The 25,283-nt window shown below is 63.6% G+C and carries 27 protein-coding genes; 14 read left to right on the top strand and 13 right to left on the bottom strand.

What is annotated here, in order from left to right:
- Positions 1-176: 176 nt before the first annotated feature.
- Both ACXIZN_RS41085 and ACXIZN_RS41080 read right to left on the bottom strand, forming a co-directional pair.
- Positions 177-509, bottom strand: a complete 333-nt coding sequence (locus ACXIZN_RS41085; RefSeq protein WP_457960122.1) for an ankyrin repeat domain-containing protein — start codon at positions 507-509, stop codon at positions 177-179.
- An 86-nt stretch (positions 510-595) separates the two neighbouring features.
- The gene (locus ACXIZN_RS41080; protein ID WP_457960121.1) at positions 596-763 is read right to left on the bottom strand and encodes a hypothetical protein; all 168 of its coding nucleotides are present in this window, start codon (positions 761-763) and stop codon (positions 596-598) included.
- Positions 764-1,798: 1,035 nt separating this feature from the next.
- On the opposite strand from ACXIZN_RS41080, the gene ACXIZN_RS41075 reads away from it, so the two are divergent.
- From ACXIZN_RS41075 to ACXIZN_RS41065, 3 genes are all read left to right on the top strand, one after another.
- Positions 1,799-3,262 (top strand): hypothetical protein, encoded by a 1,464-nt coding sequence (locus ACXIZN_RS41075; RefSeq protein WP_457960120.1) that lies wholly within the window; start codon positions 1,799-1,801, stop codon positions 3,260-3,262.
- A gap of 105 nt (positions 3,263-3,367) precedes the next feature.
- The gene (locus tag ACXIZN_RS41070; RefSeq protein WP_457960119.1) at positions 3,368-3,982 is read left to right on the top strand and encodes an SMI1/KNR4 family protein; all 615 of its coding nucleotides are present in this window, start codon (positions 3,368-3,370) and stop codon (positions 3,980-3,982) included.
- 871 nt (positions 3,983-4,853) lie between these two features.
- Positions 4,854-5,261, top strand: a complete 408-nt coding sequence (locus ACXIZN_RS41065) for a hypothetical protein (RefSeq protein ID WP_457960118.1) — start codon at positions 4,854-4,856, stop codon at positions 5,259-5,261.
- Positions 5,262-5,371: 110 nt separating this feature from the next.
- Here the strand turns inward: ACXIZN_RS41065 and ACXIZN_RS41060 are convergent, their stop codons facing one another.
- Both ACXIZN_RS41060 and ACXIZN_RS41055 read right to left on the bottom strand, forming a co-directional pair.
- On the bottom strand, positions 5,372-5,683 hold the full coding sequence (locus tag ACXIZN_RS41060; RefSeq protein WP_457960117.1) for a hypothetical protein: 312 nt from the start codon (positions 5,681-5,683) through the stop codon (positions 5,372-5,374).
- A 716-nt stretch (positions 5,684-6,399) separates the two neighbouring features.
- Positions 6,400-7,389, bottom strand: a complete 990-nt coding sequence (locus tag ACXIZN_RS41055; RefSeq protein ID WP_457960116.1) for a helix-turn-helix domain-containing protein — start codon at positions 7,387-7,389, stop codon at positions 6,400-6,402.
- A gap of 191 nt (positions 7,390-7,580) precedes the next feature.
- Here ACXIZN_RS41055 and ACXIZN_RS41050 point away from each other — a divergent pair, with 191 nt between their 5' ends.
- A complete protein-coding gene (locus ACXIZN_RS41050) occupies positions 7,581-8,138 on the top strand; it encodes a TetR/AcrR family transcriptional regulator (RefSeq protein ID WP_457960115.1) in 558 nt (185 codons plus the stop codon).
- 337 nt (positions 8,139-8,475) lie between these two features.
- Here the strand turns inward: ACXIZN_RS41050 and ACXIZN_RS41045 are convergent, their stop codons facing one another.
- The gene (locus ACXIZN_RS41045) at positions 8,476-8,883 is read right to left on the bottom strand and encodes a hypothetical protein (protein ID WP_457960114.1); all 408 of its coding nucleotides are present in this window, start codon (positions 8,881-8,883) and stop codon (positions 8,476-8,478) included.
- Between the two features lie 581 nt (positions 8,884-9,464).
- Positions 9,465-9,956, bottom strand: coding sequence for a hypothetical protein (locus ACXIZN_RS41040; RefSeq protein WP_457960113.1), 492 nt, complete (start codon positions 9,954-9,956; stop codon positions 9,465-9,467).
- A 191-nt stretch (positions 9,957-10,147) separates the two neighbouring features.
- Here ACXIZN_RS41040 and ACXIZN_RS41035 point away from each other — a divergent pair, with 191 nt between their 5' ends.
- The 4 genes from ACXIZN_RS41035 (at position 10,148) to ACXIZN_RS41020 (ending at position 13,033) form a co-directional block, all read left to right on the top strand.
- Positions 10,148-10,606, top strand: a complete 459-nt coding sequence (locus ACXIZN_RS41035) for a peptidase inhibitor family I36 protein (protein WP_457960112.1) — start codon at positions 10,148-10,150, stop codon at positions 10,604-10,606.
- Positions 10,607-10,641: 35 nt separating this feature from the next.
- Positions 10,642-12,012, top strand: a complete 1,371-nt coding sequence (locus tag ACXIZN_RS41030) for a hypothetical protein (protein ID WP_457960111.1) — start codon at positions 10,642-10,644, stop codon at positions 12,010-12,012.
- 89 nt (positions 12,013-12,101) lie between these two features.
- Positions 12,102-12,392, top strand: a complete 291-nt coding sequence (locus ACXIZN_RS41025) for a hypothetical protein (protein WP_457960110.1) — start codon at positions 12,102-12,104, stop codon at positions 12,390-12,392.
- Between the two features lie 221 nt (positions 12,393-12,613).
- A complete protein-coding gene (locus ACXIZN_RS41020; protein WP_457960109.1) occupies positions 12,614-13,033 on the top strand; it encodes a histone-like nucleoid-structuring protein Lsr2 in 420 nt (139 codons plus the stop codon).
- A 228-nt stretch (positions 13,034-13,261) separates the two neighbouring features.
- Here the strand turns inward: ACXIZN_RS41020 and ACXIZN_RS41015 are convergent, their stop codons facing one another.
- On the bottom strand, positions 13,262-14,533 hold the full coding sequence (locus ACXIZN_RS41015) for a hypothetical protein (RefSeq protein WP_457960108.1): 1,272 nt from the start codon (positions 14,531-14,533) through the stop codon (positions 13,262-13,264).
- A 594-nt stretch (positions 14,534-15,127) separates the two neighbouring features.
- Between ACXIZN_RS41015 and ACXIZN_RS41010 the strand changes: the two genes are divergently transcribed.
- Together ACXIZN_RS41010 and ACXIZN_RS41005 are read left to right on the top strand one after the other, a co-directional pair.
- Positions 15,128-16,480, top strand: coding sequence for a hypothetical protein (locus ACXIZN_RS41010; RefSeq protein WP_457960107.1), 1,353 nt, complete (start codon positions 15,128-15,130; stop codon positions 16,478-16,480).
- 61 nt (positions 16,481-16,541) lie between these two features.
- Entirely contained in the window at positions 16,542-17,018 is a 477-nt protein-coding gene (locus ACXIZN_RS41005) for a hypothetical protein (protein WP_457960106.1), read from the top strand.
- Positions 17,019-17,213: 195 nt separating this feature from the next.
- Here the strand turns inward: ACXIZN_RS41005 and ACXIZN_RS41000 are convergent, their stop codons facing one another.
- The 5 genes from ACXIZN_RS41000 to ACXIZN_RS40980 are packed head-to-tail and all read right to left on the bottom strand — an operon-like array spanning position 17,214 to position 19,729.
- Positions 17,214-17,813: a DUF3558 domain-containing protein gene (locus ACXIZN_RS41000; protein ID WP_457960105.1), complete on the bottom strand. Its 600-nt coding sequence runs from the start codon at positions 17,811-17,813 to the stop codon at positions 17,214-17,216.
- Positions 17,810-18,541, bottom strand: coding sequence for a hypothetical protein (locus ACXIZN_RS40995; RefSeq protein WP_457960104.1), 732 nt, complete (start codon positions 18,539-18,541; stop codon positions 17,810-17,812). Before ACXIZN_RS40995 ends, ACXIZN_RS41000 begins: the two co-directional genes overlap by 4 nt.
- Positions 18,538-18,921, bottom strand: coding sequence for a hypothetical protein (locus ACXIZN_RS40990; protein ID WP_457960103.1), 384 nt, complete (start codon positions 18,919-18,921; stop codon positions 18,538-18,540). Before ACXIZN_RS40990 ends, ACXIZN_RS40995 begins: the two co-directional genes overlap by 4 nt.
- Positions 18,918-19,229, bottom strand: a complete 312-nt coding sequence (locus tag ACXIZN_RS40985; protein WP_457960102.1) for a hypothetical protein — start codon at positions 19,227-19,229, stop codon at positions 18,918-18,920. Before ACXIZN_RS40985 ends, ACXIZN_RS40990 begins: the two co-directional genes overlap by 4 nt.
- Positions 19,226-19,729: a YbaB/EbfC family nucleoid-associated protein gene (locus ACXIZN_RS40980; protein ID WP_457960101.1), complete on the bottom strand. Its 504-nt coding sequence runs from the start codon at positions 19,727-19,729 to the stop codon at positions 19,226-19,228. The genes ACXIZN_RS40985 and ACXIZN_RS40980 overlap by 4 nt, the downstream gene beginning before the upstream one ends.
- Positions 19,730-20,379: 650 nt before the next feature.
- Here ACXIZN_RS40980 and ACXIZN_RS40975 point away from each other — a divergent pair.
- Both ACXIZN_RS40975 and ACXIZN_RS40970 read left to right on the top strand, forming a co-directional pair.
- Positions 20,380-21,042, top strand: a complete 663-nt coding sequence (locus tag ACXIZN_RS40975) for a hypothetical protein (RefSeq protein ID WP_457960100.1) — start codon at positions 20,380-20,382, stop codon at positions 21,040-21,042.
- 589 nt (positions 21,043-21,631) lie between these two features.
- Positions 21,632-22,150, top strand: coding sequence for a hypothetical protein (locus tag ACXIZN_RS40970; RefSeq protein WP_457960099.1), 519 nt, complete (start codon positions 21,632-21,634; stop codon positions 22,148-22,150).
- A 453-nt stretch (positions 22,151-22,603) separates the two neighbouring features.
- On the opposite strand, the gene ACXIZN_RS40965 is transcribed toward ACXIZN_RS40970, so the two are convergent.
- Positions 22,604-23,404 (bottom strand): DUF4231 domain-containing protein, encoded by an 801-nt coding sequence (locus tag ACXIZN_RS40965; RefSeq protein ID WP_457960098.1) that lies wholly within the window; start codon positions 23,402-23,404, stop codon positions 22,604-22,606.
- Between the two features lie 477 nt (positions 23,405-23,881).
- On the opposite strand from ACXIZN_RS40965, the gene ACXIZN_RS40960 reads away from it, so the two are divergent.
- Entirely contained in the window at positions 23,882-24,490 is a 609-nt protein-coding gene (locus ACXIZN_RS40960; RefSeq protein WP_457960097.1) for a hypothetical protein, read from the top strand.
- A 177-nt stretch (positions 24,491-24,667) separates the two neighbouring features.
- Complete coding sequence (locus ACXIZN_RS40955) at positions 24,668-25,018, top strand: hypothetical protein (protein ID WP_457960096.1); 351 nt, start codon at positions 24,668-24,670, stop codon at positions 25,016-25,018.
- The last annotated feature ends 265 nt before the right edge of the window (positions 25,019-25,283 follow it).

Below are 25,283 nucleotides of genomic sequence, written 5' to 3'. Positions count from 1 at the left end.
AGGTTAGGAGGAGCGCTCATGGCGTTCCGGGACAATGCTCTGAGCCGAGCAGACCGTAGACGAGCACATCGACATACTCGCCGTGTTGGAAGGACCTGCCGCGCATCACCCCTTCCCGGCGGAACCCCAGACATTCAAGGGCTTTCTGCTCGCCGCTATTACGCCATTGGTGCGGGCTAGGCTACGGCAGTGGGGTGTCCTCGGTTGATCCAGCTGCGCATGATTTCGGCGGCGAGCCAATGCCCGCGGATCTCTGCCTCCTCGACAACTGAGATGCCGTTGCAGCGCCGGAGTGGGTCGGCTCCGCGAGCGAGCAGGAACGCGGTGGTGTCGGCATGCAGCGGCTCGCCATTCTGAACGTGACCGTCGTGTTCGACGTCGATGGCGTGGCGTAGAAGGGTCCAGCCGTCGCCGTTGTCGTCCTCGATGTCGTGACCGGCATCGAGGAGGTCTCGTAGCCGGGGTAGGTCTTCGTGTTCGACGGCGTGGTGAGTTGGTGACCAGGACATGGTGTGCCTCTGCAAGATCGATGCTGGTTCTGTCGCACGATATCGGCCGAGGCAGCTGGGAATTCGACGGGATGCGGCGATCTCGATCAGTGTTCGTAGGGCCAGCGTCTGTCCGCGATCGGTGTCCCGGGGTCGAAGCGGACGTGCGCGTCATCGGGGCTGGCGCCGAGGGCGTGGCCGATCTCGCGCCAAGTGCAGCCGTTCGCTCGGGCGTCGTGCATCCAGTTGCGGCCGGAATCGTTCGGCCTGCTCAATCAGGATGGCGGTCAGAGTGATGCTGGTGAGGTCGTCGCCGAGCCATAGCCCGCGGCGCTCGGCGAGGGTGGCCAGAGTCGTATCGATCAACCGGCTGCAGCCGGGCACAGTCTCCTGAAGGCCCCTCGTCCATGACATCCTGTCGACCGCAAGGGTTAGGACTGCACCGTCCTTCCACGCCTCGGCTGGCCACACCCGATTCGGCGTCCGGTCGAAGTCGCTGGCCCTAGGTGGCGTAAACGGATGTGGTCCAGGACCACGTTCCCTGCCCGCTCGGGTTCCGACGGCGGCGGTTCCCGACGACGGCCACGGCACAGCAGACGCTGAACCACCAGCGCCCGGGACCTGATCGACCATATGGACCTCGTCGGCCATCCGAGCTTGCAGGGCCGCAGTAGTCGCACGGCTCAGTCCGAGATCGAGAGTCGAGTGACTCAAGCGTGAGCGCTGTTGAAGTGCAGATTTCTGTCCACGATGGTTTCAGGCTGACGGAATCCGCAGCCGACATCGGCGCCTGATTTTGCTGCGAATACAGAGGATTGACAGCGAGACTTTCTGATTGGTAGACAGGTGTCGTTGACTCTCAACCTAGGGGGAACTGGGCGAGATACTTTCCGTTTCGATGCTTACGCGAGAAGCGCACGTCAAGATCGACAGCGTGTCGATGCGATCCAGGAACACGACTAGGGGTTCACAACCTCGAGCTTGAGCAAGAAATTCTCGAAAAGTTTCGAACCACTAGACCATCGAGACTACTGACACGCCACCCAACAGCAAGCGGATCGGGTTTCCTGATTATATTCGTCCCGCTATAGCGAGTATCGCTACGCGGCACACGAGTCGCACTCGATGCCACCGTTCCCGCTGAGGCAGGGTCATTGTCACGAACAATTAAGATTGTCGTTCTCGCGCATGCCTATTGGGCCGTATTCATCGTCAGGCGAACCCTCGCGCTGGATACTGTCCATTTGCGCGTCCACCTATCCGAATTCCACTGTGAGAGGAGCTTGATGAGAACGCATGGATGGCGGCGCGTGGCGCTTGCCACGACGGCCGTTGTGGCGCTGCTTGCCGGTTCGGCACCAGCGTACGCCTCTACCGCAACTCAGGGGCAGGATGAAAAATCCAGGCTTCTGACATACATGATCACCGATCCGGATCTGGTGAACAACCCGGCTAAGGTGACTGAGGTTCTCAAGCGAGATGGCAACTTGGATGCTCTCGGGTTGAGACCCGACCCCGAGAACGTCGACAGATCAACCCGGCGGACAGCGGCGACCGAGGACCCCGGCTACGGCGTCGACAGTGCCCAATTCGATCGTGGCGCCAAGCCCGAAAATCCCTACCAGTACATCGAGTACCCCGACTGCCGCGCGAACGACGACGCCGCCCGGCCGATCGGCTGGATCAAGAACAGGTTCTCGTACTGCCAGAAGTTCCTGTTCCCGATCTCGTACTACGATGTCACGACCGGCCTGACCAGCACAGCGACCATCCAGAACACGATCATCGGGTACGGCAAGATCGGCCCATACCCCGGCAATCCCACGCGGCGCTTCGCCGACTTCCGCTTCACCGCCCAGGTCCTCGAACCCAACGGGATCTTCCTCGACCCGCGCAGTGAGATGGAGATCGCCGTCAAATGCGCCGGCGAATACCGGGTCGACATCGGCATCGACAACGATCGGGCCTGCTACCCGAACAGTGCCCTGGAGCGCCACGACAAGAGCTTCATCGGATGGGGCCTCGACCCCCAAGCCCACTACGAGCTCTTCTCCGACGGACAGAGCCCCAGCGTGCAGTACGGCGAACAACTCGCCCAGGGCGTGTTCCACTTCGAGTACGACTTCGACTTCCCCGGAGTGAACACCGACCCGACCAAGAAGACCTACGAGGGTGGACTGCGTTTCGACAGCGCGTACTACCTGTGGGACAAACAAGGCAGCATCTTCGACCGTGCCGTGCCAGGCATCGCCTACTCGAAGAGCGACCCCAAGGTCGCACGCCACGCAGTGTTCGTCGACGACGCACGCGCCAACCCCGGAGCCTCCTGGCCCCCCAAAGCAGGCAAGCGACTGCTCGGCGGCAGTCCACTGCATGCCGACTCCCTGCACCGCGTGGCCGTCGCGAAAGGCCACGACATCATCCGCGACCGAAACCGCGCCACGGCACGCGACGTCTGCTACACACGGCCGAACATGCCCCCAGCGCTCCCCGAGGAAGGCCCGGACGTCGACTGCGACGAGTACTCCTACGCCACCACCTACGAAGGAGCCGCCGGCTGGCGTGACCCGGGAGGCGTCTTCGACCCGAACAAGTACCGGGACGAGTTCGCCGTACGGCTCGTGAACAGAGCACACAATCAGGAGGCAGGCAACCGGCTGAACTCCTTCTACCAAACCCACCGGATTCTCGACGTGGATCGCCTCATCCCACCGTGGAATCAGGAATTGGACCCGAACGACCAAGAACGCTTCTGGGTTCCCATCACCCCCTAGAATGCCACGGTCGCCTGACTGACAAGGCGGGGTGCGTCCCGGTGCGGCCGGACGCACCCCGCCCGCACCGCATTCGGATACACGACGACAAGAAGGTGGGCATTTGTGACTGCACCGGTCAACCAGCTATGGCAGCAGATAACGACCTTGCTCCAGGAACACGCCCCTGCAACCGCGCGGGCGATCCGCCCCGCAGGCCCCGCGGAGGAGATCCGCGGTCTCGAGCGCGTCGTCGGACTGTCCCTACCGGCGGATCTCGTCGACTGGTGGGCACTCATGGCCGGCTTCGACGACCGACACGATCAACGAGCCGGGACTCTGGTGCCGAACCGGTTCGTCCCCCTCTCCGCGACCCGCGCCCGCGAGGAATACCAACGACTCTCAGAGTCGACCGCCACAGACCCGACATGCTGCGGCCCAGACCAAACACACCAGAACCAAGCAGGCGACGACGGCAGTCCCTTCTGCTCAGCACTGGTCCCCATCAGCACCGATGGCACCGGAGCCGCCCTCTGCGTTGACCTGCGCAGCGGCGACGACCACGGCATGATCATGATCATGGCACCCGGTGACGGCTTCAGCGCGACCCACTGGGGCAGCGTGACCGACATGCTCACCGAGATCGCCGAACGACTCGACTCCTACGCCCGCGGAACCGAACTACCCTACGGCGAAAAACACCCGACAGTCACCACCGAGGGCATGCTCCACTGGCCCTAGAGACGTCCAGCCGTCTCAAGGATCGCCAGCGGGCCGCGAACGGGTTCACAGAGCTTCCACACCCGCCCGCGCCGGAATCGGTGCCATCTGCTCATCGACGAGTCCGTATACGCACCCCAGGCCGCGCGCGGACCGGCAGCACAGCCAACCCGCGCGGCCATGCGGCGGGGGACCTCCACCGAAAAGCTTCCTCTCGGCGAACTGATTCGGTGCGATGGAACGGCCATGGCTGAGCGCTTTGTTCTCATGATCTTCCCCCCTGTATCGGTCTGACTTGGCGGACAGAATCGCGCTGTGCACTGGCCGAGCACCACACCTTGCGTTGGCAAGGAAAACACTTGGCCTAATCCGGTGGCTAGCCACTGTGGGTGGCGATTGGCGTCACAAGCGAGCGCGGAATTCGGAGTTCTTCGAGTGAATCCGAGCTTCCTCGCTCGGCGGCTTAGCCCTGCAGAACTTGCCTGACTACGTCAGCGTGCGAACCGCTCGCTCAGCGGCAGAGGAGCGCGTTGCACATCACCATGAGGACGTAGAGGATGGCGCAAGCCCTGACGGCCGGTCGGCTGGGCAAGATCGGGGCCTAAACAGTTGCCGCGCCAGCGCTTCCAGCTCCGCGCGAGCCCGCTCAACCGTTCCACGTCGGCCGGTGACGGTCCGCCGAGCCATCCGCACACGTACTCCTGGCACCCCGCAGGCCAGCGTGCCCCAGTCGCGCCAACACCTGCTCATGTCGGCTAGTGCCAGGCGCGGGTCGTGGGGCGGTTCGGCCACCGCCTCACCTGGCAGGGTCTCGAGGAGTCATTGACGAGACTTCAAGATTGTGCGACTGTTCTCCAAACATATCGCACAAGCTGACACTTTTGGAGCGGCGATGGGGTACGAGGACGAAGTGGCGAGCGTGGTGGCCACTCGGCGAGACGAGCTCGAAGCCGACCTGAACGCAGCCAAGCGAGTCGCCGAGAGTCTACGTGCGCAGCTTGCCAAGGCCGACCGCCGAGTTCAGACCTTCGAGGCGCTCCTAGCCTTCGACGCCGACGCCGCTCGACCACCGGCTGAAGTGGCGATGGGGCACGTGACCTTGCACGCAGCCATGCAGATGGTCCTCACCGACGCACCGAACCGCATGATGCGCCCCGCCGACCTGGCCGCCGCCATCCACGCGCGCGGCCTCTACCGGATGCGGGATGGCCGACCAGTCGAGACCCAACAGATTCACGCTCGTGTCGGCAACTACGAGAACCTGTTCGAACGCGAAGGCACGTTCATCAAGCTCAAGTAATCATGGTCGGGGCGACGCAACGGAAGCCTTCGAGTCGTTCGTCGCCCCGACCATGAAGGCAGACACCGGGGACGGCCGCCTCGTCGCCTCCGACGCAATCAACTTCCCGGTCACCCCGCCAGACAGCCAAGACCACGCACGTCGAGACCCAGATCGCGTCGGCGACGCGGTCGCCGGAGTCCTTTACCCCGCCGGAGGTGATTCCCCCGGGCCGCGGTCCGGCGGCCGGCGACGCCGTCCCAAATTTCGGTGCGCCGCTTCCACACGATGTCGTCGAGGACGGCCAGCAGGTCGGCCTGGGAGCGCTCGGTGTCGGAACTCCAGCTGGTGACGCATTGGGCGGCGACTCCAATTCCGGCGAGGCGGTCCGAGGCCGGGGTGTCCGGGCGGCCGCGAAGGACACTCCCGGGTGACGAGGCCATGCTCAGATCTGGTGCGTGGGCCTGGTACTCCGACCCATCCCGAGCACGACTTGATACCGGTGAGAATGTACTGACCGTCGCCATGTCCCGCGGTGACCATGCGTGGTATCACTGGGATTGCCACGCTCGCGATGATCAGGCGCCAGCGGCTTCGATTCAAGGGAAACTCGCCCGAGTGTTCTCTCCGCGCACCGCCCAGGAACGCCCGCTGCGCCGCGGGACCCAGAACACCATTGACGTGCCCATTCCCTGGTGTTCGCCGACGTATCCCCGCCATCCCCTCCTTCGACATCACCCCGCCTCAGGTGACCGTCGGCGAAGCCGAGCAGTGGGTTGAGCAGCCAGCCCCCCGGCCTTGTTCGTGCATCGCCTCACCAGCGCCGGGAAAGAAGCCAAAAACCACTGCATCGCCCGCGAGAGGGCTGTCCAGCAACGGTGGACGCGCTGGTGGTGGACGCGCTGGTGGTGGACGCGCTGGTGGTGGACGCGCTGGTGGTGGACGCGCTGGTGGTGGACGCGGCAGTGTTGCCGTGGGAATCGTAATTGATGCCAGTGGTGGCGTTGACGCCGGTAGTGGCGAGAAGCCGGTAGTGGCGAGAAGCCGGTCCGCCGCGTCGTAGCAGCACCCGGTTTCGCTTGCGTGCCGGCGGGGGCTGGCCGCCGAGACGAGGTGAGGTCGCGGGTTTAGCGGTGGTCGGCGGAGTGTTACACCAACTTCAGGCCACGATCGATCCCGTGAGCAGGTGGCTCCCGAGTTGGGTGAGTGCGTGGTGCATCCGGTGACGTTCCCTGGTGCTGGCTATGAGTCCGGCGCGGCGAAGCACGGAGGCGTGCTCGCTCGCGGACGACAGGGACACTCCTGCGCAGCGTGCCAGCTCGCTGGTGGTACGGGGCTCTTGGAGCGCCTGCAGGACTGCCGCCCGGGTGTGGCCGAGCAGCGGCGCCAACCTGGCGCCCGGTGGAGCGGGCGCCTCGGAGCGGAGGGGGCGGGCCGGATAGACCAAGACCGGCCATAGGGCCTCGTCCAGAAGAGCCACCGGCGTGTCGCGGCAGAAGTACGAGGGCACGAGCAGCAGCCCGCGCCCCTGCAAGTGCACGTCTCGTTCGACCGGGTAATCGGCGGAAAGGACCGGAGACTGCCAGCGCAGCACGGGCGCGAAAGTTCGCAGCATCTCTTCGGTGCCGAGCCGGCACTGGGTTTCGGTCCGGTGCCGCCGGTCGCCTTCGATGCGACCGGCGATGTCCCGCCAGGCGGGTTCGAGGACCGATGCGTGGTACTCGCGCAGGGCCTGGCCTAAGCGGTGCAGGATGCCCACTTCGCCGTCGGCCAGTTGCCGGGCCCAGGGCGGCAATGGATTGTGGGTCGACAGCAGCCCGAGTTCAATCCGCAGTTGGCGACGTGGGGTGGCGAGCACAGCGTCGATCCCACACTCCAGCCCGCCCGACGCCTCGGCAGGAGTGAGGAAGTCCGGGAAATAGCCCCGCGACGGCATCAGAGGCGACAGCACCCGCACCACGCGGGTTCCGCGCGGACACCTGCGGCGTCGCCAGTCGTCGAGCACCGCTTCCCGCCTCTTCTCACGGAGTTGGTGCAGACTCAAGACGGTTTCCCATAATGGGTCCGGTTCCTCGGCGATCCTGGTACGGGCCAGATCTCCGGCGCTGAAATGGATACGCAGCATGGCTTCCCCCCACTTGGCCGCCATGGCACTGCTACGACATTCCGCCACGGCGCTTCTGCGACGTACGCGTGCCCCAGCCGTTCGGACGAACCGGGGCATTACTGTCCCTGCTCCGGGGACTATAGTGGCGAGAACGGCGATTCTCAAGTCAGCTAGGGTGAGGCGGATGCCGCAGTCGATTCCACGACACGGGCGGTGGACGAGGAAGACAGGCCATGCCTGACGCGGTGCGTGCTCATGTGGTCGCGGTCGCCGATGAGTTGTTCTACACACATGGCGTACACGCGGTGACGATGCACCGCGTCCGGGACACAGCGGGGGTTCCGCTGAGGCGGCTCTATCAGATGTTCCCGTCCAAAGACACGCTGCTAGCAGCGTGTCTATCCCGCCGCGATCTGACGGCCCGCGCGGCGATCCGGCAGCGAATCGATACGATCAAGGAACCTGTGGCCAAGGCTCTCTGTCCGTTCGACTTCCTGAACGACTGGTTTCACCAACCGGACTTCCACGGCTGCGTTTTCGCTGGCGCGTTCGGGGAAGCGGGTGCCGCATCACCGATCGTCGTCACCGCGGTACAAACACATAAGCGAGCCCTGCGCGAGCTGCTGACCGACCTGGCAGCGAATGCGGGCGTACGGGACGTCGAGGCGACGGGAGCGCAGTTGGCGGTGCTGTTCGACGGGGCGATGGCCATAGCCACATTCACCGGCGATACCAACGCCGCGCTCCACGCCCGCCAAGCGGCACAGGCCGTTCTCGATACCGCGACCTGATCTCGGCTTGTCCCTCTACCACAGGGCCGGGCTTGCTCGACGAGCATCTCGGGCCAGACGGAGGTCGAGTTCCTTGCGACCGGTCCGCCAGGTCGCCTCGCGTGTGATCAGCGTCGCCACACATCGACATCCCGGAGTGATGATCTCGGTGGATCACCGCGCACAGTCCAGCAGCGAACGCACAACACGCTAGGAGTGATACCGCCTGCCGCAGCTCGGCGGCGGATCGAGCCGAGTCGCTAGCGGGCACCGTTAGCCAGGACGACCCATACCGGTAGCCCGGATCGGGGGCGCTTCTCCATGAGAGAGGAAGCGTCCCCGATGGGCAGCAAGGGAGTTACTCGCGGAAGTAGTAGCTCCACCTGCCCGAGCAGTGCTCCTTCACATTGTCGTCCCAGGTACAGCCTTCGAAATAGACCTTCTCGTTATTGGGAACGTTGGGGATCTTGATGCGGATCTCCTCACCGTTATAGGCGTGGGCCGAGTAGGTCTTGCCTTTCCAGTACACCTTCAACTGGAAGGACTTCCCATCGCCCCAGCGGTCTTCGACAATGAAGTCGTCAACGTCGTTGCCGTTGCTGTCGTAGTCGTCCCAGATGGCGTACCCGAAGCTCATGCCGAACGAGTACTCGTCCGGGGTGTCGTTGGCCGCGTGGGCAGGGGCCGCCAGCGGCATGAGCAGCGCCGCACACGCCAAGGTGGCGGCGCCGAGCAAGACACTCCGCTTCCTCGGAATTGCTGTCATCTATTTCTCCTTTGTGAACACCCCCGCTTTTCACCGGAGGGTAGTGTGAAGCTCCGCGAGAACGAGCACGCGAAGGCCTAATAAATCCATGAACGAAACGCCTGCCTGGAGGCTTACTGTGTAGACGCATCGGACGGCACGCTGAAGCGGATTGGACATCGGCATTCACCCTCCACTTGCCATATTCCAGAGCGGGCGCCCGGGATCCTGACACAGATTTCGGACTTCGGCGCGTAGTGCAGCCAGCCCTTCTCGGTTGCGCCTTCGCCCCTCATGACTCTGTAGCGAATGTGGTCCGCGCCCGGGTGCCGCATGCCGTTCTTGTAGGTCGCACACCCTCGATAGAAGCTCTTGCTGTAGAGATTGCCCTTGGACTCCAATACGGCTTCCAGAGAAGTCAACGATGTCCCACACGCAGACGCACCGCGGGAACAGTCGCCGGCTTCCGGATGCCGTACTTCCCAAGACTCGTTAGCTATGCCAGTGTCAGCAGGGCGCCCACGGCTGATAGCCGCTTTTCCTGATCAAGAAAGCTCCTCCCGTTTCCATAGTCGTCACCAGACTGACCGGAACCCGTCGTGTCAGGCGTTGGCGCTGACTGTGCGTCCGCAGCGGTCGCCGTCCGCGCCGTTGTCCCGGCAGGCGAGGATCTGGACCTTGCGGCCTTCCGTCAGGTCGAAGTCCACCCACTCGACGTCGATGTTGCCCTCGTCCGGTCCGGAGTCGTAGTCGCGCCACGTGGACCAATCACCACCGGAGCACCAGCGAATACTTCCGATAGTGCGGTTGCCGTCCGATAAGGAATCCACGATCTTAAGTTTGTCACCGTGCTCGTACCAGGTCGCGGACCCGGGGTGCACCTCGGTCTGAGCCTCGGCGGTCCAACTGTCGCCGTTGTTGATGTTGCCGACGAAACAGTCCATCCTTCCGCTCTCGGCCTCGGCCTGAGACTTCGCCTCAGCCAGGGTCTTGGAGCCGGTAGCGGCGGAAGCTGACGGCATGGTGACTGCGAGAGCCCCGATGGAGACAAGGACAGCCGCCGCTGCGGTGCGTTTGAACTGTGCTATCCACACAGTGATCCTCCCCATTGCTAATGGTCGTGACCACGGCAGGCTATGTAGAGGCTGATCGACGCGGTAGGTGTTTCGGTCAGGACCGAAAAGACTTCCACCAGCCGCAACGCGCTCTCCAGAGTGGCGATCGTCAAATTCAGACCGAGCGAGGAGATGTGCGCATGGCACCCCGGAGACTGTGGGTTGCAACCTTGCTGACCGCGGGCGCATCGGCGCTGGGCGGCATAGCGGCCCACGCCAGCACCATCGACGGCGAGTCAGCCGAGGCCGCCGATCGATTCAAGAGAGTCGGCGAGACCGGTGACCCAGGAAAAGACTGCCCCGCAGGTTACCTCTGTGCCTGGACCGAACCCAACTACAGGGGCAAGGGCATCGCGATCTACGGCACTGAATCAGACTGGCAGTCCTTCCCCAACGAGTACAGGTTCATCATCGGCAACGTCCGATCCCTCTACAACAACGGCAACGCGGAACCAGAGAAGGACGCGGTTCTCCTGGGCCGACTTCCCAACTACAAGGGCGGCACCTTCGTCCTGTGCCGCCGCGACGGGCTACCCAGCCTGTCAGAGGGACGTACCGACACTTACCCCGGCTACGGCTGGGACAGGCAGGTCTGGTCCAACACGTGGCTGACGCCCATCTACTGCTGAATCGCTGACACACAAGGGATGGAGGATAAGCGAACATGCGCAACAGAACAATGACCCTAGTCCGCACCAGTGCCGTGACAGCGGCCCTCGCCATGATCCCGGCCGTTTGCTACGCCGCCGGGGTACCCCCCACTAAACAAGCTGCCGTTGTGTCTGTGGTGCCTGATTCTTGGCGGGGCCCGGCCGGTTATCTCACCGCCAAGTACGGTCTAAGCGAAGAGCAGGCTGTCCAACGCCTGGAAATGCAGGACGAGGCCCTCCAACTCAACCGAAAGATGCGCACCACCCAGCAGGGAACCTATGGGGGCATGAAACTGGACATGGCCAAGGGCGTGGTCCACGTGCGCACCACTCAACTCGATAAGGCCCGCGCCACCACGGGACATCTGACGTTCGGAACGGTGCAATTCGACGAAGTCACCGAACCCGAAAAACCCGGCACCGAGACACCCATCACCAAGATCAATGCTCCAGCGCCCGGGCAAGACCGGTGTAACCCACTCAACTGCGCCACTCCCTTGCGATCCGGCGTGCGCCTGGACGGAGAGCGGGACCGCGGCGAGGACCGTTACCCGTTCGGAGGTTGCACCCTCGGCTATACCGTCCACAAAAAAGGTAGCGACCGGAAATACCTCCTCACCGCTGGCCACTGTTACTACAGCTACTCCGACCCTGTCACCGGAAAGAATGGCCCGCACAACGCCAAAAAGGAGCGGGTTTGGCATAACGGTCTCGAGGTCGGAAAGGAAGGGACTTCGGACGGCAGCTACGGGCACTCCAGCCACGCCGACCACAACTCCAACGACCCCCACAACTTCCCCATAGACAACGACAAAACCTGGCTCACCGCCGACTACGCGATGATCCCGGTCCAAAACGAATCCTTCTGGTTCGGTGGCACTGCTGAACGAACCCCAGGCTTGCTCTCCGCCTACGGCGATTGCAAAGACAAGACCGACGACGGCTACGTCTGCGGCCTCAACAGCAGCCTCGAGATCACCGGCACGGACAGCCGACCTCCCGAAGGTACGGCCGTCTGCCAACAGGGCACGGCCGAGGCAGGCGATAAGGGCACCGGTGCTCCAAGCGGCTGGAAACCCGGCCAGCGCTGCGGCGAAGTCCTGAATAACGACGAGCGTGTACTGGTGACCAACATCTGCACCGCACCCGGCGACAGTGGCGGCCCGCTCTACATCGCAGGCAAAAACAACACCGCGACAGCACTCGGCATCCTTTCCGACGGCTCGAAAGCCAGGGAAGGCTACGAGAGTTGCCATCCCGTCGAGGACGGAGATGGTCCTGCCTGGACTGTCGGGATGGTCGCTAGCTGGTATTGGCCCATCGGCTACATCCTTGGCCACGAAAAGTCCGACTATGGCAACGAATTCCAGCTCTACACCCGCTAATCGTGGCAGGCTGCATCCCGGTCAGCGCGACCGGGTTGCACCACCAAGGTCCGCCTCACCCTCTTGAGGGCGGGCCCGTCCACCATGCGATGCCTCGAGGCGACAGCTACTGGCCCGAACACCGGCTCGTAATCGAATACCGGGAGATCCAGCACGACCAGCCCATTGCTCATTTCGACAAACCCGACCGGCTCACCGTCAGCGGTGTCCACCGCGGCCGACAACGCGCCTTGTACGACCAGCGTCGCGACGAACTAATCCCCGCTCACGGCCTGCGCCTCATGGTGATCAAGCCATCCGACCTGGCCGCCGACTGGCGAGGCCGGCTACGACGCGACCGCGACAACGACCAGCTGGCGCTGCGCACCAAGCTCATCTGAACGCCACTTTCCAGCTGGCCGCATGCGGAATGCGACGCCATCGAGTGGGACTGACCTCCGTGGCATACCTCTACCGCACCCAACACGCCCAGCACTATCGCGCCCGCGCAACGGCCGTGACTACCGATGCCGCCTCCATGGTCGACACTTCGTACGCCTAGACTTATTGACACGGCGCCAATCCGAGGTGGCGCGGCATGACCTAGCGGAAGGCGCTTTCGATGGCACAAAAGGTATCCGTCCAGATCATCGACGACATCGACGGTGGCGAAGCCACCCAGACCGTGCCCTTCGCGCTCGACGGCGTCACCTACGAGATCGATCTCTCCGATGACAACGCCGGCGCCCTGCGCGAAGAGCTTGAGCGCTTCATCGACGCCAGCAGGCGAGTCGGCGGACGCAAGGTGAAGGTCGCAACTGGACAGTCCACCGTGGCCAGTGGTACTGCGACGCCCACCGACCGTGAGCGCAACCAGCAAGTCCGCGCCTGGGCATCGGCCAACGGCTACGCGATCGCCGAACGCGGCCGCATCCCCAAAGAGATCTACGAAGCGTTCGACAGCGCGGAGTCGACCCCAGCCGCCCCCGTCGCCGAAGAGGCCCCCGTCAAGCGCAAGCGTGCGCCTCGCAAGAAGTCCTGAACGACGCGGTCGCGCCCTTGACGTCCCTTCCCCGATCCACTCGGACAAAGTCTCAAGGGCGCACAAACCGTTGCAGAAATCGACACACCTCACATAGGGCGTCGGATACATTCGGCTCATTCTTGGACATGGCGCGCACGGCATACTCCTGCGTCGGTAGTCGGCCCGTATCCAAAGCACCGTCGTTGGTCGAGCTCTCGCGTGCCGCGACCTCGCGAACAGGGTCGATCACGATTTGCTCGACGGCGATTGAGGCGAGCCCAGCACGGTGTGAACCTGCTCCCAGGTCTTTCTGGAGGCCGGGTCCAGTAGCTGGAGGAACCTCGCGATGAACCATACGATGGCAAATCCTGTCAACCACTGCTTCAAGTACTCCGGCAGCACTGGTCCGAATGCGGACCAGCCGAGAACAACCGCGAGAGGCAGAGCGGCGACCATCACGCCGCTGACGTGTCTGGCGATCTTGCGGGAGGTCGAGCCAGGAGTGCTTCCCGTTGTGTCGGCGTTGGTGGGGAGCCTGTCGTAGTGGCCGGTGAGCAACGTCATCGCCAGTTCAGCGAGGCGGGAACGTAGTTCCTCGCCGGTTTCTGGCTTGGGGAGAGCTATCCAGGTCTGGTAGCCGCGGATCACCGACGCTGCTTGCTGGAAGCGGTCGCGGGCCACGTCGCGGGCGCTGCTGTCGGGCATCGCCAGAAGGGACGGGATTCCTCGCTCCACGCATTGGCCGATGAGGTCGAGTTTTCGGATCATCCAGCGGCGCCGCCAGACATCGCCGATCCCGAGGCCCTTGTCAGCCTGCGCGAACACGTCAATGGCTGCCATGAGCGCGGTAACCTCCGGGAGCTCACGCACCCGCCGCCGCGCGATGGTCAAGTCGACGACGAAGAAGGCGATCCTGGCAAGGAGCGCACCGACGAGACAGAACACCGCGACCGTGCCGGTAGCGAACGACAGGACTTGCAAGGTGGATGGCGGACGTTGGGACCAACTCGCCAGAGGTGGCCACTGCGCGCAGCCGAGGAGAACGATTGAGATCGCGGCCCAGACGACGGCCAGTTGGCTGAGCCGTCGCCAGGGATTTGCCGTGTGCGCTGCAGCTGGCGCGACGATCAGGGCATTGAGCACGAACATGACCATCGACACGGCCGCGAAGGTGATGCCGCTTGCCTGCGCGGCGGCAGCCAGCCATATCCAGCCGCTCCCGCCTGCCACCAGGCCGATGACCATCACACCGAGCTTGATGCGCGCGTCGGTCTGATTCTCACGCCAGGCCTGCAGGGCACCTAGTCCTACTGCCCGGTTGTACAGCGATCTGTTGATCTTGGTGGCGTCGTCTTGTGTGTTCTCGGACGCATGGGCCCATGCCGGCCACTGGCGCCGATACCACCGGTAGGTGCGGCGCCACCCGTCTCGCGGCAGGTGGAACGCGAGCGCCACGGTGTTCCCAGTCCGCCGGAGAGAATCGGTCAGCGTGGACCACATGTTCGTGAAGCGGTTCATTGAGGTTCCCACTCCTGGTTCTGCCGACACGGCGCGTCCGGCCAGTGTGCTGGAGCAGCGGGTCTTGCGCAGCAGCGTGACCGGCTATCGGCGCCGTGAGCGAGCGCAGCTGGACACCGGATTCCCCCGGGAGGCGCCATTGGGTTCCGAACGATCAGGTCGTTCACTAGGCCGGACCTCAGCCCTTACTCGTGGAGACAGGTTACGTGGCCTGGTATTCGGCAGACGGCGCACGGCGTGACTGTGGCTAACCCGCCCGACCACGGGCGGGTGGTGCGGAGGACATTGCGTCGTTGCGGTGGACTTCACACTAAAGACGACAGATCGCGTGAGGCCACCCGGATGGCGCAGCAATCTCGTGTAACGCGCCGGGAAAATTCTCCAGGTACTACCCACAGCGACCAGCACATACGGTAGTGATCACCACATCGTTCTAGTGAACCGTCAACTGATCGTGTAATACGTTGGTGAAGTTCGCACTGAGGGGTGCGGTCAGCATCGAGCTCACTAGGGGATCTTTTGCTGCATAAAAGAAGCAAACTCAGATCCAGCCTGTTGGCAGTGGCTGGCATATCTGTCATTTTCGCTAGCACGGTGTTCGCCACTTCGGCGGTCGCCGATTCCGCAGACGATGTGTACGCGATAATTCAAACCGTTCCCATGGGACGCGGGGTCAACCCACTCGACGTACCACCTCCCGCCAACACTGGGCAGACCCGCGCGGCAGGGGTAGAGCGCAAGCAGGGCGAACCGACGCCTGAGCAGACAAGGCAAGCTCTTAACCCCGACAAGCATGTCTATTCAGTCGACTCGTCGCGATACGCTTCGGGAAGCAAGGCTATGGCGAACCCTGGCGATCCTGTGCTGCCTCAGGAATGCGTCGACTACTTCCTGAACCATGAGACGCCGCCGGACCGCATCTGGTTGAAGAGTCGGTTCGCCTCCTGCCACGCCGAGCATCTTGTCGTGAACTACTACAAGAGGAACAGCACGCTCCCGATCGGCCGGGCTCACGCAGAGTGGGCCTTGACAGTCAACATGTCGTGGAACGCCCGGCAAGCGTTGGTCACCACACGGATCGCGAACTGGGGGTTCGTCGGTGACGTGAACAAGAGCCAGATCGTCGGTGTCGAGGTGGCCTGCAACAAGGCCCTGCCCAGCAGCGGCGCTCGCTGCCAGACGCCGTCTTGGGGTCACTCGGAGTCGATCACCGGCTGGCAGGCCATCACCCAGGCCGACTACACGTTCCAGTTCGAGGGTGAGGATCCCCCCAACCCACAGGAACCCGACCAGATCAAGCCCGAGAAGCGCACGCTGTACAGCATCTCCAGCTACGCCTACGGCTACGGAGGGCCCGGGCCGTGGGACAACATCGGCCAGACTCAGCCGGTGTCCTGGCCATTGCGCTGCGACGTCGCGCGCAGCACCAACCCGAACTACGCCAAGAGCAGCGACTGCGTGTTCCACGGCGCGACCGGCTGGCTGAGGTTCAACGTCAACGATCCGGCGATCGCGGAGTCCGCGCAGCTGTACTACGACGCCCATCAGGATTTCGGCAAGACCTACCCCGGTGGCGGGCAGGGGAAGTATGTGCCCGGCAACATCGGCGTGCCCGCGTGGGCGAATAGAACCGAGCCGATTCGCAGGAACTTCTACGACAAGCTGCTGCAGACCAACAACTACAACACGTCGGTGAAGTTCTGTAAGGACAAGTGGGGGACGGGCTACAAGGTCCGCCCCGACGGCAAGGTCAACGAATGTGACGAGTTCCCGTTCAAAACAACATACGAAGGCTCGTTCACGATCACCCCGGACATGCTGCGGACCGTGGCGGTTCGCCCCGTGCTGAAGGAACACAACCAAGAAACCGGGGCGCGATGGGGATTGTTCCTCGCCGAGGACCACATCCTCGACGGTGACAGCGTCTTCGTCGAGGCCTACAAGTAGGTTTGTTCGCGTGGGTGCTGGTGGATATCCTCACCATCACCCACGCACAGCAAGGACCACCATGACCGAACCCGTCCTCCTTCTTCGCGAGACCGGAAGCCCCTGGGTCGACTACCACCAGTTCTTGCTGTTCGACGTCGAGTCCACCGAGGCCCGGGCGTCACACCTGCCATCGCAGACAGACGGGACCATCGCTGTCAGCGGCCACGGAGGAGGCAAGTTCTTCACCTTAGGTGAGATGACGGACATTGTGGTGGACTTCGAACTCTGGACAGCAGAACCCGCCCAGCCCACGTCTCCGTTCGAAGATCGGTTCGACGGGGCTTTCACCGTGGACACCGGGCGCATCGTCCTCGGCTCTGTCACCGGCTCGCCGGCGGACGTCATCATCGACCTTCCCGTCCCCGGCCCCTTCGAGCTGCGCGCGTTCCGCACCAGCACTCCCACTGTGAACGCCGACTTCCCGGATCTCGACTATCGACGTGAGCGATGGCTGCTCCAGACCTGGCCATCTAGCGCAGAAACGTCATCGACGTAAACGTCCGTGGCATGCACTCCTGCGCGCTACCTGCCCGTGTTGTCACGATGGCCGGACATCCCCAATGGGACTGCACGCTGGTGCTGGCGGGTCAGGCACAGTGCGGAATCAACGAGCGGTTGCGAGAGCTTCGACGCCTTGCGTCACGTCTGACGCTGGCTTCCGCTTGCTGTATCGCGGGCCAGACCTCCGCACCTAGCTGCGGAGGTTGTCGAGGACGAATTCGGAGATCTTCTTGGCCGCGCCGCAGGGGTCGTTCCGCCAGGGGCCGGCTTCCTCGCGGCCGCGGGTGTTGGCGCCGACGTAGACCAGTGTGGTGTCGTCGACTCCGAGAGCCAGCCTGCACGCCAGCGGTCCCTCGTCCTTCTTGGTCGGGATGTTCTCCTCGATCTCTGTGATCACTGCGGGGTAGCCGTTGATGGTGACTTCTTCCCAGTTTTTCGGGTTGTGGCGGCCACTCGCGTGATCGCGGTAGAGCGTGCGGATGTTGGCCTCGAGCACCGGATGCCACGATGCGGTCACCTCGACCGACCGGCCGAGCGCGATGACGCATTCCCCGTCCCTGCCGCGTTGCTGGGTGCCGTTGTCACTGAAGCCGATGCTCTGCAACTGTTCCACGGTGATCGCCGTGCACGGATCCGCCTTGAACTTGGCGCCGTTCAGCTGTGCGGGGATCGGCGGGACCGACACCGACGGTTCCGGCGGTGTCGGTGGCGGGTTCGTGCCGCAGCCTGCCAGCACCACCAGCCCGCCGGCGATCAGCATGGCGAGCCTGTGGGACAGAGGTGGTTTCACGAAGGATCGGCTCCCGGTTTGATCCGCCAGCGGCGGGGTTCCCCGACCACCTCGGCACTCGTGCCGACATCCGGGATCTTGGGGAAGGTGGTTTCGATGGCCGTCAGCTCGAGACCGCTTCCGACCAGCGCTCCGATGTTGGTGATCATGCTGGCGAGGAGCGTGTTGCAGTCACGCCAGAACTTCTCGAAGGCCGAGTTGATCGCGTCCACGAAGTCCTTTGCCGACAGCACCGCCAACGGCGGGACGACCAAGGACCCGAGAACGATTGCGAACTTCCCGCTCAGCTGCGCGAGGTTGGCCGCGCAGTTCCCGAGTGCGAGCAGCAGGTTCTTGTACGTGTCGATCACCGTGATCGCGACTGTGCTCACCGTTTTGGTCAGGCTCGTGACGGATGCCTGGCCCTTGTTCAGACTGTCGACGACCATTCCGGAATACATCGAGTACTGGTCGAACGCATCGCCATGCCACGCGGCATGGAGCGACAGCTTGGCGTCATTGACCTTTTCGGCCGCGTCCTTCAGCTTGCTCTGCCTGGCGAACACATCCGCGAGATCCAGCGTCTTCTGCAGGTCACCGGCGACGAACACCCGGAGCTTGTCGAGCAGCCCGATGATCCCGTGTGCGCCGATGAGGTCCGCGTACTCCCGGATCTTCGCATCCGCGGCCTCCGGATAGGTCATCGTGGTGAGTTCCGCGGCGGCCTGCCCGGGATCGGGGGTGGTCACTTGATCTCACCCTCCAGCTTCTTCATCCGCTCATACGCTTCCTGATCCAGCTGCCCGTAATGGTTCGCGGCCTTGCCCAACGCCGCACTCAGCACTGCGAGCTGGGTCGAGTTCTCGGCCGTGATCCGCTGAATCGTGTTGATGGCCGCGTTGTACCGGTCCACCGTCCCCAGGCCGTCGAGCCCGGGCATCAGGTTCGTCGCCGTCCCCGGCAAACCGAGGTCGTAGGGGCCGAGCGCGACGTCCGCCAAGTCCACGATCGCGAAGTTCTGCAGCAGTCCCGCCGCCTCGGCGATCGTGTCGGCCGCGGCCCGCAGCTTCTCCGGGTAGACGTGATAGCCCTGACCAGGCCCGGGGTCGAACGGATCCGGAAGACTCATACCAGCCGCTCCTCATCCCGAACGGCCGCGATCGCCGCCGCATACCGGTGGGCCGCGGTCTCCTCGGCCCGCTGGATTCCCAGCAGCAGCTGCCGCGACAGGCTCGCCGCGTTGTAGGCCTTCATCGCGGCCACGTCCACCGACACATCGACCAATTCACCGCCCCCGGTCACCGTCACCGACCCCAGCTCCCCCGGCAACGTCCACGTGACACGATCCCGCGCCGCACCCGTCGCGGCCTGCTCGACCGCGGCCACCGTCGCATCGATCTCCCGCGCCAGGTGATACAGCTCGTCCTGGTAGCTCACCAGCGATCCCGCCCCTCATCCTCGAGATCAACGTCCAAGAAATCGAGCTGATCGAAACTCTCCTCCTCGACCTCTCCGGCATCGGGACGCGCTTTACGCGGCTCAGCCGCTGTCGCGGCTCGGGGAGCAGGTGATGGCGCGACGTCGTTCCCCTGGGTTGCCACAGGCCCATGAGCGGGCTCGGGCATCCACTCCTGATCTTTGTCCACCACCGCGCGGACCTTGGCGGCACCGACCTGGGCGGCCGCACGCCGGGCCGCCGACACCGCCTCCAGCACCGCGGGCCCCAGCCGCTGCGGATGCGTACTCCGGATCACATGATCCGCGATCGTCAGATCCACCAGCTTGCCCTGACCGGTCACCACCGCCGACGCGACACCGTCAGCCGACCGCCCGGTAAACCGGGCCTGCTCCAGCTCAGCATCAAGCTCACCAGCCTGCTGCCGCAACCTGGCCACATTCAACGACACGCCGGCTTCGCCCTCCCCCTCGCCCGACATCGCCTACCAGCCGCCCCCACGGCCCCACCGCACGCGATTACTANCACCGTCAGCCGACCGCCCGGTAAACCGGGCCTGCTCCAGCTCAGCATCAAGCTCACCAGCCTGCTGCCGCAACCTGGCCACATTCAACGACACGCCGGCTTCGCCCTCCCCCTCGCCCGACATCGCCTACCAGCCGCCCCCACGGCCCCACCGCACGCGATTACTACACGAGCGTAATCGGCCGAGCGGTCAGCGTAGTCGAACCTCACTCCTGTGTCTCGTCATTCCCCGCACACGGCCGACAACCCACAGGTCGGCACCATGACCGACGACGCGAAACCTCCGCGCGGCGCGGTGGCGACGCGCCTCACCGGTGACCGGGACCGCCACCGAATCCGGCGGACGCCCCCGCGGCTGACAAGCGAGAGCAGGCGTGCCGCGCGGACTCGCCACCTGTTTTGAGGCAGGCGGCGGAAGGCTGCACAGCAGCTCCCCCGTTGACATTGGCGCAGCTTGCCGACACGAGGTCGTGCGACCGCCCGCGTCACGTCCAGTTTTTGATCATGCCGGTATGCTTCCCGAGAGGCGACTACGGATGGTGTCCGACTCGTCGCTCCTCGCAGGAGACTGCAGGCCATCGCTACATGCGCTAACTGGGGGTCAATGTGCCGGTTGAGACTGAGGACGACGCAACACGAACCCCCCGGTCGGACTATTTTCGCGCCGCTGATCTCGGCACGATCCTGGCGGGTGTGGCATCTGGCGCCGTAGGCGCTTACGCCTACTACAGCGACGTGCTGAGGCCTCTGGCGCACAGCTTCACCATCTGGATCGTACTGGTCGTCGCGGTAACAGCAGGCGCACCTCGTCGACGCGCGGCAATCCGGGCGGTCGGAGCGCTGATCGCGGCCGTTCTTGCCTTCTACTGGGGCAAGGCGCTGGTCTACGGCATCAAATATGCGGGCATGCCGTACCAGGTCGATGTGTCGACAACGGTGCTGTGGTGCGCGCTGGCGGTCGCCGGCGGCTTGCTCGCTGGATTTCTGCTGAGCGCGATCGGGCGAACCGATACCCGCGGCACCGTGGCGACCGCCGCGGTAGTCGGACTGCTGGCCGCTGACATCGTCCGGCAGTCCGGCCGCTCAGGTATCGAGGTCCTGCTGCTCGCAACGGTAGTCGCGATCGGCTTCGTGGGTTATCGAGGGATTCGCTCGGTGCGCCAAGGCATCCAGGTTGCAGCCTACGCAATCCCCCTGGGAGCTCTCGGCTTCATTGTCGTGTCGGCGCCGGACATCATCGAGGAACTCCTGATCAGACTCGAGCACTAGCTCTTACCGCATCAGGATGCCTCGCCGCAGACCCGTCAAGCCCGGTCCGCGCGAAAGCCAACCTCTCGTCCCGATTCGCCACAGTGGAACCCAACGCCGCCGAGAAACCTCCGTCCAACGAGTCTAAATTAGGGCAATTCGTAGCGAATCAGCTACATGCACTCATTAATCATAAGAATATGACAAATAGCCTCAAGTGACCCCGGTCACACTCGTTCGGTGGTGTTCGGACATGTTGATCTAGTGGCAGGGTTAATTGATCGCAATTCTTAGCGCGAAGCGGTTCAACTGGGGAGGACTTCCAATGCAAGGTACACCTGCGCTCTAGTCGCACCGCAGCTCACACCAGGGCCATCTGTCGACAACGAAGCTGAACCTGTTTGAGCTGGCGCTATTACGGCAGTCTTCTCTTTAGCTCTTGAACCACCACTGCCCCGACTTTCTTTCGTTCACCATGTTCCCTGCGCTTGCAGCGGACCACGGAAATTTTTCAGGGGTGCGCTGTGCGGTCAATTTCGAGGGTTGCATCCAATTGAGGTATGTCGAGAGGGTTGAAATGAAGCGCGTATCGAAGATGTTTACCGTTGGTGTGGCGACGCTTGCGCTCGCAGCGCTATGCGGCACCTCCGCGTCGGCGGCCACCGCGAGCGAGGAATCGGCGGGACGTTACTGCGCCTGGGTGGTCGGGCCGGCCGAGAACGGCGACGTGTCGCCCGTCCTGGCGAAGTCGTGCTCCGAGGTATCGCCGGCCGCGGCCGCGGCCGGACTCGTGTCCCAGGGTGACGGGCACGCCATTTCGGCGATCACCGAGGCCACTCCCCTGATGTACTGGTACTCGAACGGGAACTACAACCGCAACGCCGCGGGCAGCATGACCACGATCTACGGGAACGCAGGGCCGTGCGACTCGGCGGGTTACCGCGTCGAACCCGACTCGTACTGGAAGGCGAACATGTCGTCGATTCTCGGCGACAACAACTGCAGATACGCGCACGTCACCAACCGCGCTCTGAACTCGGCACATGACTTCAACATCGACTTCGGAGCCGAAGGCGCTTACCTGGGCGGTTGGGACAACAACGTCGGACTGACCAAGGCACACGCCTAAATACGCTTGGACTGCCTCTATCTGCCCGCATCTCCAGGGCGGATAGAGGCAGTCCGCCGACCAGTGAACTCCCGCGCCCTGGAGGCCACTGGCGAGCATTGGATGAGCAACGGCGGCGGTGCATGCGTGGACCGTCGTGCACCAGGTGCAGCCCCTGCGAATGCTCAACACCGTTCTCACTCATGCGAGGATGGTGCACGGTCACCGATCACCAGTTTTGGACATATGTCGGCCTGGGATCGTAGCCGCCGTACTTCGCTCCCGTGAGCGCTCGAAGGCGCAGACGACGCGAGCCTGCGCGGGGACCTGTCTCGGCGCACTGCCGCTCACGAGACGGAGGTTTACACCTCGCCGACAACGAACTCGACCTGCCGCGCCCGCACAGTTCCCACCGTGTGGCACCTGCTCCGCCTGTACAATGTGAACCGCGAGTCGCGGGCACGGCAGGATCGACTACTGTTTCTCCTCGGGCGAGGAGCTTTGTTCCAACTGCAGTTCGCGTTTACGTTGCTCTTCCTTTAGCGCCTCGACCTTCAGCGCGTAGATCTTGAGAGCCTTGTCCTCGTCGGTATCGTAGTCGCCAACGCGGAGGTCGACGGCGTTGTATTCTTTTTCAATCGCGTCGGCGGTCTGCTGCTGGTTGAACCCGCGTTCACGGAACTTGAAATAGCCGGTAAACCCGGCGGAGACACTCACCAAGGCCGCGACGCTGGCACCACCCCAGCGCAGTATCGGTTCGGTGAGGCCCGCGCTGGTCAGGCTGGTCACCACGATCGAACCCACGATGATGATTCCTTGGAACAGGTTGTGGACTCGGCGGTTTCTGGTGGCCTTGCGCCGGTAGACGTCGATGTCACGGGCGGATAGCGCCCTGTACACTCGCAGCGACTTCTTGGCTTCACGAGAAATAGCAGAAACCAGCAACATATGTTTGTGCTCATGCTCGGACAGCCGATAAGCCTCATCAGCGATGTCCGGCCGGTTCCGCAGGATCAACCATGCGGCCGCAGTCGTCGACGCCGCACCCGCGATCAGGCCTACGTAGCTAAACGGCGTCCGGTTGGTGATCCAGAATCCGTAAGCGGTGGCCCCACCAAGTCCAATGGTAACGATCAGACTACCAAGGAGCCAGACATAGCGAAGCCGCTGCCTGACTTTCGCTTCCCGCAGCACGCTTTGCTGTTGCGAGACTTTATGCGCTGCCACGCGTTCTCTGTCATCGTTGCTTGTTTCCGACATTGGATGCTCCGTCACCCGAATTCCCCTCGAACAGTAAACACAGCGCAATCGGGTCGATACCCTATTTGCGGCGAGGGGGCCGTGCCAGAGGATTCGACAGGACAGCCCGAATGGACTACCAGACGGCAGGTCCGAGGATGGGGCTACCACACTCCGTGATCATCATTGCTCCGTTGGAGAGTCTCGGCGCCCCACGGCAACTCGACGCCGCAACTCGAGTACAGCCCCGACGCACCACGCCGAACCATCTTGGGTCTACTCCAGCCCGGCGGCTCTGCCGATCAGCTGCGGTGTCCGCCATGCGGCGACGGGTGCGCCTCTCCGAGTGGGTGAGGTCTGGCCGTTCAAGTACCGCGCCGCCGCGCCTAAAGATCCCCCTTCATTCGGCATCGGCTAGAACACAGCCTGATCCCGACTCGATCTACCCACGTAACACCCGCGCCATGTCGAGCGACCTTTCCAGGCACCTCTGCCTGATCAAGGAGCTCCACAGTGCGCACCACTCGACTCATCGCCCTCGCCGGCACCGTCGCCGTACTCGCCACAACGGGTGCGTGCGGAACCCAGCCCGCGCCGACAACTCCGGACGCCGCCGCACTCCCCAGTGCGTCGCCCCAGGCCGCGGTGCCGACCGACAACGCCCCCGCCGGGGCCAACGCTCAAGGCAGAGTGCCGAAGCAGTTAGGCGAGGCCGCGGGGTTCACGAGCCAGGACGGCACAACAAAGGTCGTCACCTTCACGATCGACAAGATCACCGTCGACCCGAAGTGCGACCCGTATATGAAGCCCGAGGCAGGAAAGCACACGCTACTGCTGGACATCCGCGTCGCGACGAACCAACTCTCCCCTGAGGACGCGATCCAGCTGGGCGGGACGATCAACCCCTTCGCTTTCCAAGTCGTCACACCGGACGGCGTCACGACCCCGGCCGAGCTCGGCATGTGCAAGAGCAGCAGCCTGAAGGCCCTGCCTAACAACTGGGCGTCGAACTCGAAGTACACCGGCCAGCTGGAACTCCAGGTCACAGCCAAGAACGGTGTACTCGCGCTGATCCCCGGCGGACTGACCAACGCCGGAGGCGGCTGGGAATGGAAGTACTGACCGCCGATCCCGCCTGGGAACCCGGCGGACCGATGTACACGACGTCGACGTGGCCGTTCCACTACCACAGCGCCTTGTACCCGCTCAGCGCAAGCCTTGGCATCGCAGGCTTTGCCCGACACGAGCGATTACTGCAAGAACTAGTATCTGCACTACGGCATCCGAAGGGGAGGACGCATGGGCAGGCTTAGTCGTCGTTTCTGGTGGTTTGCCGGCATTGCGGGTGCAGGCTTGGCATTCTGGGCGTTGTGGCGAGTTGGCGCGTTGAACTGGCTGTGGGTCGAAACCCACCCAGTACGGCCAGTGGTTGAAGCTTTGAGCTGGGTGGCTGGCATCGTGGGCTTGGTGTTCACGGCAGCCGCCCTGAAGATCTCACTGGGTCAGCGACAGAGTAACCCGCAGCCTGCGGATGCATCGACGACGCAGCATATAGCCAGCACAGCGGGAAAGTCTGTGGTGGAAGTTCGAGATAGCCGCGGTGTCCAGATCGGCGATCACAACACGCAGACCAACAACTTCGATCAGTAGCGACAATGGGCTCACAAGACTGCAGTCCGAAGCCGCCCGAGCGGGCGCGGCCTGTCGACCTCAGCCACAGCCAAGGCGTGCAGGTTGGTAGCAACAACACCCAAACCAACGTCTACTCCATATCAGTCCAATCCGGCACCCCGACCGTCGACCCGCATGTATCGGATAGCGACGCAATCAGTGACACGGTGACACGGAACGATCGTCGGAACCGGACGGCCCGGCCGCCTGTCATGGCCGCGCATCCTGGAGTACCGCGTCTTAT

Source organism: Amycolatopsis sp. TRM77291 (assembly GCF_054166285.1).
The sequence above is the reverse complement of the archived record's forward strand: the minus strand, read 5'-3'. Positions and strand labels throughout refer to the sequence as shown.